This is a genomic window from Kitasatospora sp. MBT63 (assembly GCF_000710465.2).
In the GTDB taxonomy this organism is placed as follows: Bacteria; Actinomycetota; Actinomycetes; order Streptomycetales; family Streptomycetaceae; genus Kitasatospora.
Map to the genome: position 1 here is coordinate 1 of NZ_JAIZ01000036.1, position 15,300 is coordinate 15,300.

At 72.6% G+C, this 15,300-nt stretch carries 9 protein-coding genes and 1 pseudogene; all 10 read right to left on the reverse strand.

Annotated features, from left to right (window positions below; translation table 11 throughout):
* Window positions 1–473: pseudogene (locus AA75_RS02280) on the reverse strand (cyclodehydratase); the annotation flags it as partial.
* Window positions 470–1,225 (reverse strand): ABC transporter permease, encoded by a 756-nt coding sequence (locus tag AA75_RS02285; RefSeq protein ID WP_033817984.1) that lies wholly within the window; start codon window positions 1,223–1,225, stop codon window positions 470–472. The pseudogene AA75_RS02280 and the gene AA75_RS02285, both read right to left, overlap by 4 nt.
* Window positions 1,222–2,145, reverse strand: a complete 924-nt coding sequence (locus AA75_RS02290; RefSeq protein ID WP_033817985.1) for an ABC transporter ATP-binding protein — start codon at window positions 2,143–2,145, stop codon at window positions 1,222–1,224. The genes AA75_RS02285 and AA75_RS02290 overlap by 4 nt, the downstream gene beginning before the upstream one ends.
* Entirely contained in the window at window positions 2,142–3,419 is a 1,278-nt protein-coding gene (locus tag AA75_RS02295) for a M50 family metallopeptidase (RefSeq protein WP_051811628.1), read from the reverse strand. Before AA75_RS02295 ends, AA75_RS02290 begins: the two co-directional genes overlap by 4 nt.
* Entirely contained in the window at window positions 3,416–4,507 is a 1,092-nt protein-coding gene (locus AA75_RS02300; protein WP_051811630.1) for a lantibiotic dehydratase C-terminal domain-containing protein, read from the reverse strand. The genes AA75_RS02295 and AA75_RS02300 overlap by 4 nt, the downstream gene beginning before the upstream one ends.
* Window positions 4,504–7,341, reverse strand: a complete 2,838-nt coding sequence (locus tag AA75_RS02305) for a lantibiotic dehydratase (protein WP_063794267.1) — start codon at window positions 7,339–7,341, stop codon at window positions 4,504–4,506. The genes AA75_RS02300 and AA75_RS02305 overlap by 4 nt, the downstream gene beginning before the upstream one ends.
* Before the next feature lie 27 nt (window positions 7,342–7,368).
* The gene (locus AA75_RS02310; protein ID WP_033817986.1) at window positions 7,369–8,955 is read right to left on the reverse strand and encodes a nitroreductase family protein; all 1,587 of its coding nucleotides are present in this window, start codon (window positions 8,953–8,955) and stop codon (window positions 7,369–7,371) included.
* 35 nt (window positions 8,956–8,990) lie between these two features.
* Window positions 8,991–10,910 carry a TOMM precursor leader peptide-binding protein gene (locus tag AA75_RS02315; protein WP_051811632.1) on the reverse strand — a complete coding sequence of 640 codons (1,920 nt, stop codon included), beginning with the start codon at window positions 10,908–10,910 and terminating at the stop codon, window positions 8,991–8,993.
* Window positions 10,900–13,188 carry a TOMM precursor leader peptide-binding protein gene (locus AA75_RS02320; protein ID WP_033817987.1) on the reverse strand — a complete coding sequence of 763 codons (2,289 nt, stop codon included), beginning with the start codon at window positions 13,186–13,188 and terminating at the stop codon, window positions 10,900–10,902. Before AA75_RS02320 ends, AA75_RS02315 begins: the two co-directional genes overlap by 11 nt.
* Window positions 13,189–13,295: 107 nt before the next feature.
* On the reverse strand, window positions 13,296–15,098 hold the full coding sequence (locus tag AA75_RS02325) for a BTAD domain-containing putative transcriptional regulator (protein WP_359891019.1): 1,803 nt from the start codon (window positions 15,096–15,098) through the stop codon (window positions 13,296–13,298).
* Window positions 15,099–15,300: the final 202 nt, after the last annotated feature.

Here is a 15,300-nt window from a genome sequence, read left to right on the forward strand (position 1 = left end):
GGGCCGTGGCGGGTGTGGTCGGGGTGGCGGGGCAGCAGCCGTGCCTGGTACAGGGCCCAGACGGCGTCGAGGACGTAGGCGGGCAGTGGCGGGCGTCGGGCCGTTGCGCGGGTCTCGGATCCGTTCTCCAGGGCTTCCCGTTCGGAGCGCGATCGCAGGCGCTGCCGGCGCAGGGCGAGGCAGTTGCCGCAGGCGGTCGGTTCGGTGCCGCGGTCGTCCCAGGGGCCGATCAGGATGGTGTCGGCGGTGAGGTGGACGTTGGCGCGGCGGCGAAGGCTCCGGTGGGGTTCGTCTTTCGGTGGTGTGCGGGCGTCGGTGGTGCCGAGTGTCGTCACGCGGGGGGCGGGTGCCGGCGGTCCGGGCCGGTGGGTGAGGGCGAGGCGTTCGTCGAGTGACTGCTGGAGGGTGTCGCGGGCCAGTGCCCACGGGGTGTCGTCGGGTGGCGGGTGGTGCGGTGGCCGGGGTGCGGTCATGGCGTGTCGCTCCACTTGAACATCCGCAGTGCGGCGGCGCTCAGCAGGAGGGTGAAGAGCAGGAGGGCGCCGCAGGCGGCGGCGGCGTGCTGGTAGTCGGTGCGGCCCGCGATCGTCCGGGTGAGGCCTTCGTTGAGGTAGCGCAGGGGCAGGACGGTGGACAGGGTGCGGATCCAGCCGGGCAGGGTGTCGAGGGGGATCCACGATCCGGAGAAGAAGGCCATCGGCATCATGACGAAGTTGGCGAGGGCGGAGACCGCTTCCGGGGTGGCGGCGATCGAGCCGATCACCAGGCCGAGGGCGAGGAAGGTGGTGATGCCGGTCAGCAGGACGGGGATGGACAGTGGCCAGTTCGGGCCGAGGTGCAGGCCGAAGGCGGGCAGGAGGGCGACGCCGGTGAACAGGAGTGTCTGGAGGGCTGCGGTGGTCAGGGCCGTCGTGTAGCGGGAGAGCGCGAGGGTGCGGCCGGTGGTGGGGGTGAGTCGGATGAGACGCAGGAGGTCGTCGCGTCTCCACTGGACGAGGGTGAAGGCGGTGCCGAAGACGGCGGCGTTGGCCAGGCCCCAGGACAGGACGCCGGGGGCGATGTGGGCGATGGCGCCGAGCCCGTCCGCGCCCGGTTGCTCGTCGCGGAAGATGGTGCCGAAGATGGCCAGGAAGATGAGGGGGAAGGCGAAGGTGAAGAAGAGGGTGGTCTTGTCGCGGTAGGCGGTTCGGTGGGCGGCGCCGGTCAGCGCGCGGTAGGCGCTCACGGGGTCGGCTCCGGTGCGGTCAGGGTGAGGTAGACGTCTTCGAGGGTGGCGGTGCGGGTCTGGACCTTCTCCAGGCCGACGGTCGCTGCGAGGCGGGCCAGCACCTCGCCGGCGCTGCGGGTCTCGATGATCACGGACATCCCTTCGAGGGCGGCCCGGTCGACCCCTGCGATGTGTTCGGCCGCTTCGACGGTGATGCGGTCGGCGGGGACGGTCAGGCGGGTGGGTGCTCCCAGGGTGTCGAGCAGCCGGTCCGGGCGGTCCAGGGCGGCGATGCGTCCGGAGCGCAGGACGGCCACGCGGTCGCAGAGGGCTTCGGCCTCGTCCAGGTGGTGGGTGGTGTAGACGATGGTGCGGCCCTGGGACTTGAGGGTGCGCAGGACGCTCCACAGGGAGCGCCGGGCCTGCGGGTCCAGGGCCGCGGTGGGCTCGTCGAGGAAGATCAGCTCTGGTTCGTGGACCAGGGCCGTGGCGATGGCCAGTCGCTGGCGCTGGCCGCCCGACAGTGCTTCGACGCGGGTGTCGGCGCGGTCCGTGAGGCCTGCCAGGCGGAGTGCGCGGTCGGCCGCCGCGTGGTCGAGCCGGTAGAGGGCGGCGACGGTGCGCAGGTGTTCGCGGGCGGTGAGCCGGCTGAAGAAGGCGGATCCCTGGGTCTGCACGCCGATCCGCGGGAGGAGGTCCCGGTTGCGCGGCCAGGGGTTTCGGCCGAGGACGGTCACGGTGCCGGAGTCGGCCTGTCTGAGTCCTTCCATGATCTCGATGAGGGTGGTCTTGCCCGCGCCGTTGGGCCCGATGAGGCCGAGGAACTCCCCGCGTCGTACCTCCAGGGAGACGCCGCTCACCGCCGGGTGGTCGTGGTAGCTCTTGTGGACGGCCTTGAGGACCAGTGCGGGTGCGGTGCCCGGGGTCTGCTCGTTCATGTTGCCTCGGCTTCGGTCGTCGGTCGGCGGTCCGCCGACGCGGTGGCGGTGGCGGCGGCGGTGGGCCGGTGGCGCCGGCGGGCGGGCAGTGCGGTGAGCGTGAGGAGCAGCAGCGGCAGGCTCGTGGGGGCGGCGGCCGTCCAGGCGCCGTGGTGCGGGGCGAGGGCCTGGTACCAGGCGGCGGACCAGAGAACGGCGGCGCCGGTGAGGGCCGTCACGGTGCCCAGGCCGTAGGCCGTGTACACCGCGCGTGCCCGGCGGGGGTAGGGCGTGAGCCGGGCCGGGGTGTCGCGGCGGAGTGTCGTGGTGATCCGCAGGGCGAGGTAGCGGCGGCTCTCGGCGGCGAGCCGGTGGACGCCCAGGGCGTGGCCGATCATCCTGTAGCCGTCGAACGGGGGCAGCGGGACGAGGTTGACGAGTGCCAGCGCGCTGCCCGACAGCAGCAGTGCGGAGAGTGCGGGCCAGGCCTGGCTGGTGGACGGCAGGGTGGTGCTCACGGCCCAGAACGGGAGCAGGACGAGGAGGTTCATGACGGTTCCGGCTGCGGCGGTGGCGACCTGGTGGCGGCGGGTCAGGAAAGGGAGGTCGTGGATGTCGCAGTAGGCGATCACGACGGGCAGTCGCCATCGCAGTCCCATGCTGCCCGCCTCGGCGCCGAAGCGGCGGGCGGCCAGGGCGTGGGCCAGTTCGTGCAGCGCGGAGCTGATCCACAGCGCGCATCCGACGGCCACCAGGGCGGCGGGCTGGTGCAGGAGCCGGCCGCTGCGGTGGAGGTGGTCTCCGAGGTGGGCGGCGATGGCCGTCTCCATCGTCAGGGCGGCCAGCAGGAGCGGTGCGAGGATCCAGGGGCGCAGGGCGAAGCCGGTGGTGCGCAGCAGGCGGTCGGTGAGTGCGGTGGTGTCGGGGATGAGTTCGAGGGTGCCGGACAGTGGGGTGTTCTTGGTGGTGGTGGGTGTGGGGGCGGGGTCGGGTGCGCCGGCCATCAGGCCTCTGGCCCAGAGCAGGCGCAGGAGTTGTGCCCAGTTGGCGTCGCCGAGGGCGCGGCCGAAGTGCTGTGCGTACTGGTGGCCGATGTCGCCGAGGGTGTGGTGGCCGTCGAGTCGGGTGATCAGGAAGTGTTCCCGTTCGCCGAGGAGGAGGGTGCGGCGGCTCCGGCCGGTGCGGACCAGGTGGACGGTGGTGGTGCCGTGGAGCAGTGGGCCGCTGAGTTCGATGTCGTGGCGTAGGGCGGGGCGGTGTGCCGCGAGCTCGCTGGGTGGGGTGTCCGCGGTCATCGGTCGCGGTCCGTTCCGGTGGTGGGTCTCGGTGGCCGGTGGTCCTGGAGTGTTCGGTACAGGACGTAGGAGAGGTAGGCCTCGTCGCGGATGGTCATGTGTAGGCGGTTGTTGGTCATGTGCATGTAGGGGAAGAGCAGGCGCAGCAGGGCTTCGTCGGGGTCGGTGATCCGCTGGTCCCGGCTTCCGTCCCGGGAGCGGAAGACGAGTTCTCCGTGGTGGGCGAGGTCCGTTGCACGTTGGGCCAGTTCGCGGCAGTGGGCGGCCCAGTCGCGGAGGGTCGCGGGCAGCCGGTGGGTCTCCCGGTGCCGGATCGCGTCGAGCATGGCCTCGAACCGGGTGTCGGCGCCGGTGGGCAGTCTGGCGTAGCCGCTTTCGTACTCGTCGCCGCCGATGAGGTCGGTGCCGGCGAAGGACGTGTGCCAGAAGCGGTGGTAGGAGTCCAGGTAGTCGATGACGTCCTCCCGGTCGCGCAGGAAGGATGCGGCCATCACCAGCATCAGTTGGGCGGCGGTTCCCAGGGTGACGGTGCGCAGGTGGAGGTTGAGCGTGGCGAGTGCGCCGATCACGAGGTCGCTGGAGTGTTCGAAGTGCCATTCGGCGAGTGCCACCCCGGCCGGTCCGCCGTACTTGCCGTATTCGGGTTCGTAGGGTTCGAAGCTGGCGGTGTTGTTGGGGCGTAGCCGCATGCGTCCGTCGGGTGACTTGAGCTGTTCCTGGTCCTTGTCGGGGTATTCGAGGCCGAAGAGTGTGTTGTACATGTCGGCGCGGAATCCGGAGGCCTCGACGTCGTAGAGGGCGGGGCGGGCGCGCAGGAAGTCGTCCACGGCGTGTCTGGCGCGGTGTCGTATCTCGTCGGTGGCGTCCGGTGTGGCGGGTTTGAGGCGCAGGCGGACATGGGGGCCTTCGAGCCAGTAGTTGATGAAGAAGTAGCCGCTCAGGAGCTGTTCGTCGCGCAGGCTGCGGATCAGGGGGTGGACGCACTGGAGCAGCAGCGGGCGGGGGTTGGCGGCGTAGAAGACGTGCAGGGCCTGCCAGGGGCCGGCGGGATCGTCGAGGTCCGCCGTGCTCGGGGTCGGGGCGGTCATCGGTCTCCTTCGGGTCGGCCGGTGGTTCGGGTGGGTGCGGTGGTGGTGAGGGTCTGCACGACCAGTTCCGCGATGTGGTGGCCGCGGCCGGAGCGGGTGAACAGGTCGTCCTCGTCGGGTAGCGCTTCCTGGAAGTAGGCCTGGCCTGCGGGTTGGTCGAGGAGGGCGTCGAGGGCGTTGAGGGCGAGGTGGCTGTCGAAGTCCACGTACTGGGGTTTGCCGTGCGGGGTGCGCCGGCGGGCGCCCGCTGGGGTGTCGGGGGTGCTGACCCGGACGTAGACGCGTGGTGGCAGGCCGTGGTCGTGGCGCCAGCGTTGCCAGGCGAGGTACCAGGTGGCGTCGGTGGTGCCGGGGCCGCGGGTGGGCAGGGTGGTCAGGTCGGTCTGCCAGGTGCGGCGGCTGAGCACGATGTGTCCGCAGCGGATCCGGGGTCGTGCGGTGACGCCGTCGTGGTCGGGGGCGTGGGGTATGCCGGCCCAGATGTCCAGGGGGATCGTCCAGGTCGGGGACAGCAGGAGGAGGGTCTGGGGGATCTCAGGGAGCATCTGGGGGGCGAGGTAGCCGAAGTACACGGGGATCACCTCGCGTCCGAGCCGGGTCGAGCGCAGCAGGAGCCGGTCGGATGCGGGGTCGTGCTCGATGTGGAGGTCTTCGACGTCGATCCGGTGCTCGGGCGGGGCGGAGCTGACCTCACCGGTTGAGACGATCTCGTAGTCGGTCAGCCGGCCGTGGAGGTTGAGGTTGGTGGTGGCGAATCCCCCGGTCAGTTCGGCCAGTACCGCGCCGTGCGGCCCGGCCTCGGCGGCGGCACGCCTCAGCCGGGCGGACAGGTCGCCGTCGGCGGGGGCGTCGGGGGCGTCGCGGGCGTCGGGGGCGTCGAAGCAGTGGGTGAACCTGCTGAACGGGAAGGCGAGTCCGCCGTAGGACTGGTTGAGGACGACGTGGGGATCGCCGGTGCGGGCGACGGGCTGCAGGAAGTGGGTCCTGGGGTTGAGGAGCGGCCCGGTGCCGCGGAACAGGTCGGCGACCGCGGTGAGCGCCGGCGTGCTGAGGCGGATCTCCTCGTCCTCGCCGTGCCGCTCCCACTGTTCGCGCAGCATACGGGTGAACGCCTGCCGGGCTTGGTCGAGTGCCGTGATGCCGGGCAGGTGCAGCCAGTTGGGCTCGGGGGTGTAGGCGCCGTCTGCGTCGAAGGGTGTACGGCGGTCGGCGGCCGTCAGGTACTGCTCGAAGAAGTCCTCACGGAATTCGTGCACCAGTCTGATGAGGTCGTCACAGCGTCCGCCCGCTCCGTAGCGGGCCAGGAAGAAGCCTTTGAAGGTGATCCGGTGGGCGATGGTCCGGTCGAATACCCGCAGGACCCGTTCCACGGCGTACAGCGATCCGGTCAGTCCGCCGTCCTGGCCGGGGGCGGGCGGGAGCGGGTATGCGGCGGTTTCGGGTCCGGCTCTCACGTCCTCGAACAGGAGTGACCGGGGCAGGGTCGCGGTGTCGTCGCCGAGTTCACGCTGGATCTCTTGGAGGGCGGTCCGTAGGTCGGCGAGCAGGTGTCCGCGCTGGGCCGGACCGGCCGAGGGATACCGGTCCACGCAGGAGATCGGTCCTTCGAGGCGGTCGGCCAGGGTTCGTGCCCAAGGCCGGTCCACGGTGCGCAGGGCGGCTTGGAAGTCCCGCGCCGGGTCGGTGCTGTGGACGTCGACGGCGAGGCAGGGGACCTGGACCAGGCCCAGTTCGGTCAGCGCCCCGAGGTAGCGTTCCGCTTCCTCGGGCCGGGCCTGCTGGTCGCGGCACAGCCAGTGGGACAGTTCCCGGTAGCGGATCGCGGGGTGGTGGCGGAAGAGTTCGAGCATCCGGTGCAGCGTCCCGCTGCGGCGCAGGAAGAAGATCCGGTCGGAGGCGGTGTCGAAGGCGACGGCCGCCGTGTCGTCGCCGGTGGCGATCCGGCGGCGTACGTAGCGGATGTGGTCGTCGTTCTCGGTCCATCCGGCGGCCGGGCTCACGGGGAGGTCGTCGCGCCTGTCGCGGTCGGCGAGGACCGAGTCGGCGAGGCGGGCGAGGACCACGACGTTCAGCCGGGGGTGGCTCGACCATCGGTCGGCGATCTGGATGACCGGTGGGGCGGCGGTGTCGGCCGGGGACGGCTGCAGGTCGCCGACGGCGACGCCGGTGAAGGTACTGAAGGGGCTGGTCTTGCAGGCCATGCGGTAGACGTAGGCGGTGAGGGAGCGTTCGATCTTGCGTCGGCGCCGCTCCGGTGGGCGGTGGGGGCCGTCGTCGAGGAAGGCGTCGAGCTGCTGGGCGAGTACGGGTGAGGCGAGCTGGAGGCCCGCGCGGAGCCGGGGCTCTGCCGCCAGGTGGCGCAGCTCGGTGCGGGTGCGGTCGAGGTCGGCGGCGAGGACGGCGGGTCCCCGGGCCCGTAGGTCCGCGAGCCCGGTGAGGTCCGCTGCCCAGTGGGCGATGTCCTCGGCGATTCCCGCTGCCCGGCTGTCGTGGAGTGCCGGGATGTCCAGGTGGCCGTGGGCCGGGCGGCTGTTGAAGAGCTGTCGGCGCAGCCGGATGAGTGCGCGCCGGGCGTCGGCGTCCTCGGTTGCTCCGATCAGTGGGTGCAGCCGGTCGCTGAGTGCGGCGCCGCGGGCGGCGAGCCGGTCCTCCTCCCGGATGACGTGCGCGGCCCACCGGCTGCTCTCGGTGCAGCGCAGCCGGCGGGCGGCGTCGATCGGCAGGCCGGCGACGCGGAGCATGAACTGCTGCTGGAGGGCCCAGTCTTCGCCGGGATCGGCGCCGGGTCGGGGCGGCTGGGTGCCGGGTGCCCGGTCGGCCGTCGGTGCGGTCATGGCCTCTCGCCTCCGTTCCTCGCCGCGTCAGGCGATCTCGTAGCGGAACTCGGCCGGGTTCGGCCGTTCGTGACCGATCATCATGAGGAGCATGGGGGCTTCGCCGTCGGGGAGTGCGAGTTCCTCGACGAAGGAGAGGTTGTCGAAGCCGAGGGCCACTCCGGCGGCCAGGCCCAGGGCGCTGGCGGCGGTGTAGTGCGTCTGGGCGATCGCGCCGATCGTGGCGTTGACCAGCCGGTAGCCGCGGTCCCCGACCGCGTCGAGTACGGCGCCGGTGCGGACGGTCGGCACCAGGACGGCCGCGGCCTGTTCGAGGTTGTAGTTGCCCAGGAAGTAGTTCTTCTGCAGGAAGCCGCCGGGCGGGCCGGGTTTCACCAGGTGCAGCTCCCCCGGGCCGGGTGCGTACTCGTAGGCGCCGGGGGCGATGCCTTCGGCGTGGTTGACGAAGGCGTAGAGCTTGGCGAGTGCGGGTTCGCCGTGGGCCTGGGCGTCGCTGTGGACGCCGGTCGCGGCGGTTGCCGCCAGGACGGCGGCCAGCTCGGCCGCGGTGATGGGGGGTGCCGCCTGGAACCGGCCGAAGCTGCTGCGCCGGCGGCGGAGCGCCGTTCGGACGTTCATGGCGAGGGGGGCCGCTGCTGGGAGGGGGGTCCGCGGTCTGCCCGTCGGCGCCGGCCGGGCGGCGGCGTTCTCGAGTGCGCCGGGTGCGGGCCGCTGTGCGGCGTTCTCCAGGGTGGCGGCGTGGATGCGCTCGACGGTGCCGAAGGTGCGGACTCGGCGGGAGCGTTCGTGGTCCCGGTGGCGTACGGCCCGCGGGAGGACGCCGACCGGCGGTGCGAGGGGTCCCGTGGTCTGCCAGGGCAGCGGGACCACCGCGAAGACGCCTTCCTCGGCCGGGGTGAGTCCCAGCAGACGGCCGAGGCGCTGCTCGTCGAACCACAGCGCCGGGGTCACCGGCAGGTCCCGCGAGCCCGCCCAGATCCGCCAGGTCTGCAGCAGTGCGCCGACGTCCATGCTGACGGCGTGGAAGCAGAAACTGTTGTACTTGAACGAGTTCTGCCAGAACTTCACTCCCAGGACGAGGAAGTTGTCGGCTCCGTCGGCTTCGGGCAGCCCGCCCAGCGCCTCGCGTACGTCGCCCGAGAGGTCCCCTGTGGCGAGGCGGACCATGGCGTGCCGGGCGGTCGCGTAGTGGTAGACCCCGGGTGGCATCGGGCCTTGCGCGCCGCACACCCAGTAGATGGTGACGGGGTAGAGACCGCCGCCGGAGGAGGCGCCCCGGAACCAGTTGGTGCGCGAGTAGTGGGGCAGTTCGGCGAGGTCGGTGTTGCCGTGGACGGCGAGCCGCCGGCCGAGCTGGCCGTAGGAGTCGAGCAGCATGCCCGCCAGCGACGGCAGTGTGAAGCGGCCCGCCGCGGCGTCCCCGCCGGGGAAGATCCCGTCCTGGACGGTTCCCCCCGGCGGGAGGCCGGCCTCGGGCAGGGGGAAGACCTCCGCGCCCGGGTAGAACTTGGCCTTGCGGGGGCGGTCCCGCCAGTCGGGGGTGAAGTCGAGCGGCTCCATGCGGACTCTGCCGCGGGCCAGGATGGCCGCTGCGTAGTCATGAGCGAAACCCATGGGGTGTCCTTGTCTCGATCGGGGGCCGGGCGAGCTCACGGGAACGGGTGCGGCGCGGGGTTCAGGTCCTGCGGTCGCAGGTCGCGCTCCCGCAGGCCCGCCTCCCGCAGGGCGGTCAGCGTGCGCGGCATGTGCGGGGCCCGCTGCCGGTGCCGGCCGAAGTCGATGGGCAGGAGGCCGGGCACGATCACCTTGACGGTCCGCAGCCCGAGGTCACGCTGCTCGGGCCGGGTCTGGTCGACGACGATGACGTCGAACCCGGCGCCGGTGACCTCCGCCAGGCACCGTTCGAGGTCCTCGCGCAGGTCGCCGGAGCGGCTACGGCCTGCCTCGGCTCGCAGCTCGTCCAGCGACCGAGGCCGCGGCCGCGGCTCTCGCGGGTCCAGCAGGAACGCGGCGTGGACGGCCATCTCCGGTGTCCCGTAGAGCATGGGGTGGTCGTGCAGGGTCTGCACCAGGTCGAAGTCGGCGGCCAGCGTGCGCAGCCGGGCTTCGTCGCGGCGGAACCGGCTCTGCAGGTTCACCGCGTCGGTGGCGATCTCGCACAGGCCGCCCCGCAGCGCGGCCTGCGGGTCGAGGCTCGCGCCCGCGCCGAAGCACAGGGTGCCTGCGGCGCCGTCGGGCCGGGCGGCCACGGCCACCACCACCGGGATGGTCCGGAAGGTCACCCGGGCGTCGAAGAAGCGGGCACGGTAGCCGTACATCGCCAGCCGGTCGACCATCTGGCGGATGTGCGGGTCGGTGCCGTCCCCGGACGGGTCGATCTCGGGCAGCGCGGCCCTGCCGTACCAGGAGAGCAGGAAGGCGTCCCGCTCGATGACCTCCATCAGGCCGAAGTAGACGGCTTCTTCGAGGCATCCGCCGGAGGCGCAGCCGTTGGAGCTCTCCTGGACGAACCGGTGGTGCAGTCCGGGTGTGTGGTAGTAGGCGATGATCTCCGGTACCAGGACGGTCCGCGCGTCGCGCAGCGAGTACCCCCGGACCCAGGGGATCTCCCGGTCGGGGGCGAAGGGGGGCACGTCGGGGTTGGCCCGGTGGAAGGCGTCCGGGTAGAGGCCGCAGATCGCGGGGTCCAGGGCGTCGGCGGCCAGTTCCTCGAAGGTGCCGACGACAGGGGCGATCCCGGTCCCGTTCCGCATCCCGGCGAGGCGTTCCAGGCCCTCCAGGATCCCGATCCTCGTGCTGGTCGTGTAGCTGTCCGCGTGGCCGCCCCAGAAGACCTCGCGCAGGTTGTCCCCGGAGCGCACCGCGAAGGCTCCCAGGACGGCGGAGGTGGAGACCGACGTCAGGTCGGGTGCCGTGCCCGCGCCGAGGGCTCCGCAGTGGGGGTTGGCCAGTGCGTCCAGCGGCAGGTCGTAGTCGGCGAGGGAGCGTCGCCGGAACGAGCCCGGTGCGTGCTCGGGGGTGCTGTGCAGGGTGATCGCGGCCGTGGGTGGGTTCTCGGGCACGCCGGTCGAGCAGGCGGGGCAGTCGGCGTCGGCGAGCAGTCGGTGCCGGGTCACCTCGAGTGTGCGCAGGTCGACCTCGTAGACGTCCGCGGACGGTGTCCCGGGCGGGCCGGGTGGCGCGGATTCCCGGTGGGCGGCGACGAGCGCGGACAGGGCGGTGACGGTGAACGGGGTGACGTGGGGTGTCGGGTGCGTCGCCGTGGTCCCGGTGCCGAGTTCCAGGGCGTCGCGCAGCCGGCGGGGGCGCACCGACTGCCAGCGGCGGGCCAGGCACGTCCGGCACGGCCGGGACGGGCCGGTGCGGGTGCCGGTACGGGTGCCGGTGCGGGTGCCGGTACGGGTGAACGGGCCGACCAGGGCGTGGTGGCCGTAGATCTGGACCGGCACGCTGTCCGGGTCCGGTGCCGGGCCTGCGGAGGGCGGTCGGGCCGTCAGTTCGTTGCGCAGGCCGAGCATCGAGATCGCGATCCGCGGCGGCGTATGACCGCCGGACAGGTCAGCCGGCATGGGGGGACCCGCCGGTGAGGATCACGCGGACCACCTCGAGTCCCCCGGCCCGCAGATCCGCCGGGCCGGTCCGGACGGCGAGGGCGTCCCCGCCGTGCTCGCGCAGCCGTGGCAGCAGCGCCTCCCAGCTGCCGTCCGGGCCGGGAGCGGCCTGCTCGGTGATGTGCAGGGTGGCCGGCTCGAAGTCGCCGAGCAGCGGGTCACCGGTGTCGACGGCGGCCGGACTGCCGTCGGCGGCCGGCGGGCCGAACTCCGGGTCCCGGCGCAGCTGCACGGGTCCGATGAGGTCGCGCAGGGCCGTGGTGGCCGACCGCTGCCAGGACGGTGCGCTGCCGACCGCCCAGGACCAGGTGCCGTCGGCGGGGTCGAGGGCACGTGCCAGCAGGACGTGGACGCCGGTGCGCCGGGCCTCGCCCAGATCCAGCAGTTCGACGGTGAGGCCGAGGTTGCGGGCCGAGGAGGCGAGGAAGACGAGTTCGGCGTCGGTCTCCAGGTGCTCCGGCACGACCAGGCCCACGGGGACAGCCCGGCGCAGTGCGCGTTGCAGGGCGTCGTACGCCAGTGCCGTTCGCAGGCCGTGGGCCACGGCGTCGGTCGGGGTGCTGCCGACGCCGGTTCCTGCGCCGGTCGGGATGTGCAGCCGTTCGGCGTTGTGCGGGCCGAAGGTGTGCACCGCGGCGGCGGGGACCAGCACCTTGTCCTCGGTGGTCAGCGAGGTGGCGACGGCCCAGTGGCCGATGTGGTCGGGGTCCGCGCCCGTGCCGCTCGCGGTGGCGAGGGAGTCCGGTGCGAGCAGCGGCATCCGGGAGCGGGCCCGGGCGAGTTCGGTGCCGCTGAGCGGTTTCACGGGCGGCGAGGAGTGTTCGGCGTGAACGGCGGCGGCGGCCTCGATCGCTCCGAGTCTGGCCTGTGCCACCGTGTGGACGTCGAAGGCGACGATCTCGCGGCGGGCGGATCCGCCCGGCGCGAGGCTCAGCGATCCGATCTTCAGTGGTGTCTGGGTCCACGGTTCGTCCGTGAAGCGGCGGAACACCCCCACGGCCGGGCCGACCAGTCTCATCCGCGCGTCGAGTTGTTCGATCAGCCGGTCGACCACGGCCGGGGCGTGGATCGGTGTTCCGGGTCCCGTCGGCCGGGTGGCCGTGGGCGGCTGCCCCACGCGGTACTCCCCCGGGTCGTCGGCAGCCCGTTCCTCGGTGCAGAAGGGGCAGCCGGGGTGGGGCAGCAGCGTTTGGGCGTTCACGTCGAAGGACTCCAGGTCCTGGAGGAGGACCTGTCCTTCGGTCTCGGCGGGCAGCGCCCCGGTGGCGAGCCGGAACACCTCGTACCCGAGGAGGTTTCCCAGCATCGCCGACAGCGGCCGCCCGGGCCGTTGCGGGAGGGGTGTCGTCCGGGTCCCCAGGGCGATCGCGCTCCACAGGTCGGCGGCGGCGCCGGGATCGTCGTTGGCTCCCAGCCGCAGCGCGGCGCAGCACCAGCAGCCGGCCGTCCCGGGGACCATCAGCGGGCCGACGACGGCGCGCCGGCCGATGACCGAGTACGGCAGCAGGGTGCGGCCCTGCGGGATCCCGGTGCGGATCAGGTGGATGAGCTGGCGGTGGCCGGCGGGTCCGTCCGTCGTCACGACGGTGTCGTATACGGCGAGATCGGCCCAGTCGAGCGGGCCGGTTCCGCCGTCGGTGCCGGCCGGCCGGATCGGGGAGAGCTCGACGGGGCACTTGTGGCCGGTCAGCTCCAGGATCTCCTCCGCCACCTGGTCGAGCCCGTTCTCCGGTGTGTCGAGTCCGGGCAGCACGCCTACGCGGCGGGCGCCGTTGCGGACCAGGCTGAGGACGCACCAGCGGGCCACCAGGTCGTCGCCGAGCACGGCCACCCGCGTCTGCCGGAAACGGTGGAAACGTCGGTGCGCACCGTCGGCGTAGTGGTCGATGTAGGCGATCTGCGGGGCGAAGCGGTCGGCGACCGCCGTGGGCAGGGGTGAGGGTCTGCCGTCCTCGGGCGGGACGGCGCGGGCGAAGCCCCGTTCGTACAGGGCGGTCACCAGCTTGACCACCATCTCGCGCTGGTTCGCGCCGAGTCCCTCGCAGACCTCGGCGACCAGGTGTTCCCCGGTCAGGAAGGGCACCACCAGGGTGGCGAACCGGTATGCGGTCCGGCCTTCGAGCTGAAAGCCCCCGTCGGCGTTGTGGAAGAGCACGCCGTGCGGGGTCCTGGTGAACAACGTGTCCCGGCGGATGCGCGGTCTCGTACCGGCGACCGCTTCGTACGCATCGTCCATGTCGGCAACACTCCTGTTGGAGAAGGTCTGGGCTTCGACTGCTGCGGGGTCGGCAAGCTGCGGACCCGCCCCCGGTCGGTGGCTCTGTGCTCTTCCGGAGGCGGGCGTCACCGGGGGACCGTGCCCGTCGGCGAGAGCGGACCTCGGCGGGGACCGTCTCCCGGGGCGGCGGGTGGGCGTGTGCCCAGTTCCCGGCCGAACCTGCGCAGCAGGTCGTGGAGGCCGTAGGTGCCGGGTGGCCCTCCTTCCTCCGCGAGGCCGACGTCGACCAGGCGCTCCATGAGCTCCTCGGCGCGGGCGTCAGGAAGGCCCAGTGCGATTCCCGCGGTACGGGTCGACAGGGGGTCGTTCCCGGCGGCCGCCACGGTGAGGAACGCCCCGGCGGTGGCGGGATCGAGCCGTTCCAGTGCGCCGGCGAGCATTCCGGCGACGGACACCCCGGGGTCGCCCGCGATCGCCAGCCGCCCGTACGGATCTTCGCGCAGCCACTGCAGGAAGTCGCCCACTCTGAGCCGGGGACGGGTGAGCAACCGGGCCGACGCGATGCGCAACGCGATCGGGAGGTGGCCGCACAGGGCCGCCAGTTCGCGTACCGCCCCGGCGTCGGCCTCGGTGCGTTCGGGCCCGAGAGCCGTGGCCAGCAAGTCGAAGGAGTGTTCTTCGGTGAGCGGCTGCAGCCGGTACACCCGGCCTCCGTGTGTGGCGACCAGGCTCGCCAGACTCAGCCGGCTGGTCACGATCACGGCGCCGCGAGGGGCCGATCTGAGCAAAGGTTGGGCCTGCTCCGCCGCTACGACGTCGTCCAGGATCAGCAGGACCCGGCCGTTGTCGGCCGCGGCTACCGGGGCGGTGGGGGCGGCCGACGGCGGCAGCGGGTGATCGCCGCCGGCTCCGGCAGACCTCCCGTCCCCGCCGGCCGGCCAGATTCCGCTGCCGCCGGGGAAGGCTTCCCGGACGAGCGCGGCCACTTCGAGGGCGAGGGCGGTCTTCCCGGTGCCCGGTGCCCCGGAGATCACCACCAGCTCCGTCCCCGGTCGGTCCCGGGCCAGGTGGGCGACGATCGCCGCGCACTCCTGGCGGCCGGTGAAGCCCGGGACGGGGCCGGGTACGGGCGCGAAGCCCTGCGGGCGGCCGCCGCCGGACAACGCGACCTGCTCGACGGGCCCTGCAGAGCGGCGGCGCGCCTGTCCCGGATCGAGTTCTTCCCCGCGGAGTACGGCCAGTTCGAGCCGCTGCAGCGAAGCCCCGGGCGCGACGCCGAGCTCCTCCTGCAGGTACCCCTTCACCCGGCGGTACTCGGCGAGGGCCTCCATCTGCCGGCCGGCCAGGTACAGCGCGCCGATCAGCTGTTCCCAGAAACGTTCGTGGCCCGGGTGGGAGCGCGTGGTGCGCCACAGTTCGGAGATCACCTGGCGGGACCGGCCGAGCATGAGCTCGACGTCGTAGCGCCGTTCGGTCGCTCGCAGCCACTCCTCGCTGATCCTGGGCACCTCGTCCCGGTGCAGCAGATCGGAGTGGACGTTGGCCAGGACAGGACCTTTCCAGAGCGCCAGGGCTTCCGACAGCGTGAGCAGTTCCCGCTCGGGGTCGCGTGCCGCGCCCGCGGCGCGCATCAGCTCGTTGAAGCGCATCAGGTCCAGGGTCCGGCCGTCCGCGGCGATGCGGTATCCGCCCGGGATCGTCTCGATCCGTGTTCCGGCGATGCCGTGGCCTGCGAATATCCGCCGGAGCCGGAGCACGCAGGCGTGTAAGGACGTCTTTGCCGAGGCCGGTTGGACATCGCCCCACACGGCGCGCAGGAGCGACTCGGTGGAGACCACGGCGTTGGGGCTCAGTAGGAGAGCGGCAAGCAGCGTGGCCGGCTTCGACGGTTGGAGGACGACGTCCTCCGACCCGTCCGTGATGCTCAAAGGGCCGAGGACCCTGAACGTCTTCGGCCCGACCGGTTGCGGGTGCGTCATCTCGCAGACCCGTCGCGTCTCTTCGCCCCCACTCCCCCGGCCCCGCTCCGGGGCGCGGAGGAGACCGGGGAATCCGGGTCGGCGCATCGCCCGCGCTGTGTTCGCGGAGCCGGTAAGGTAATTTCCATCAGCACGGGCTGCAAATCCTCTC

Bases quoted from the DNA above. Each gene is read 5' to 3' on its own strand.
- AA75_RS02290 (WP_033817985.1), bottom strand. From the start codon at position 2,145: ATGAACGAGCAGACCCCGGGCACCGCACCCGCACTGGTCCTCAAGGCC.
- AA75_RS02295 (WP_051811628.1), bottom strand. From the start codon at position 3,419: ATGACCGCGGACACCCCACCCAGCGAGCTCGCGGCACACCGCCCCGCC.
- AA75_RS02300 (WP_051811630.1), bottom strand. From the start codon at position 4,507: ATGACCGCCCCGACCCCGAGCACGGCGGACCTCGACGATCCCGCCGGC.
- AA75_RS02305 (WP_063794267.1), bottom strand. From the start codon at position 7,341: ATGACCGCACCGACGGCCGACCGGGCACCCGGCACCCAGCCGCCCCGA.
- AA75_RS02310 (WP_033817986.1), bottom strand. From the start codon at position 8,955: ATGGGTTTCGCTCATGACTACGCAGCGGCCATCCTGGCCCGCGGCAGA.
- AA75_RS02315 (WP_051811632.1), bottom strand. From the start codon at position 10,910: ATGCCGGCTGACCTGTCCGGCGGTCATACGCCGCCGCGGATCGCGATC.
- AA75_RS02320 (WP_033817987.1), bottom strand. From the start codon at position 13,188: ATGGACGATGCGTACGAAGCGGTCGCCGGTACGAGACCGCGCATCCGC.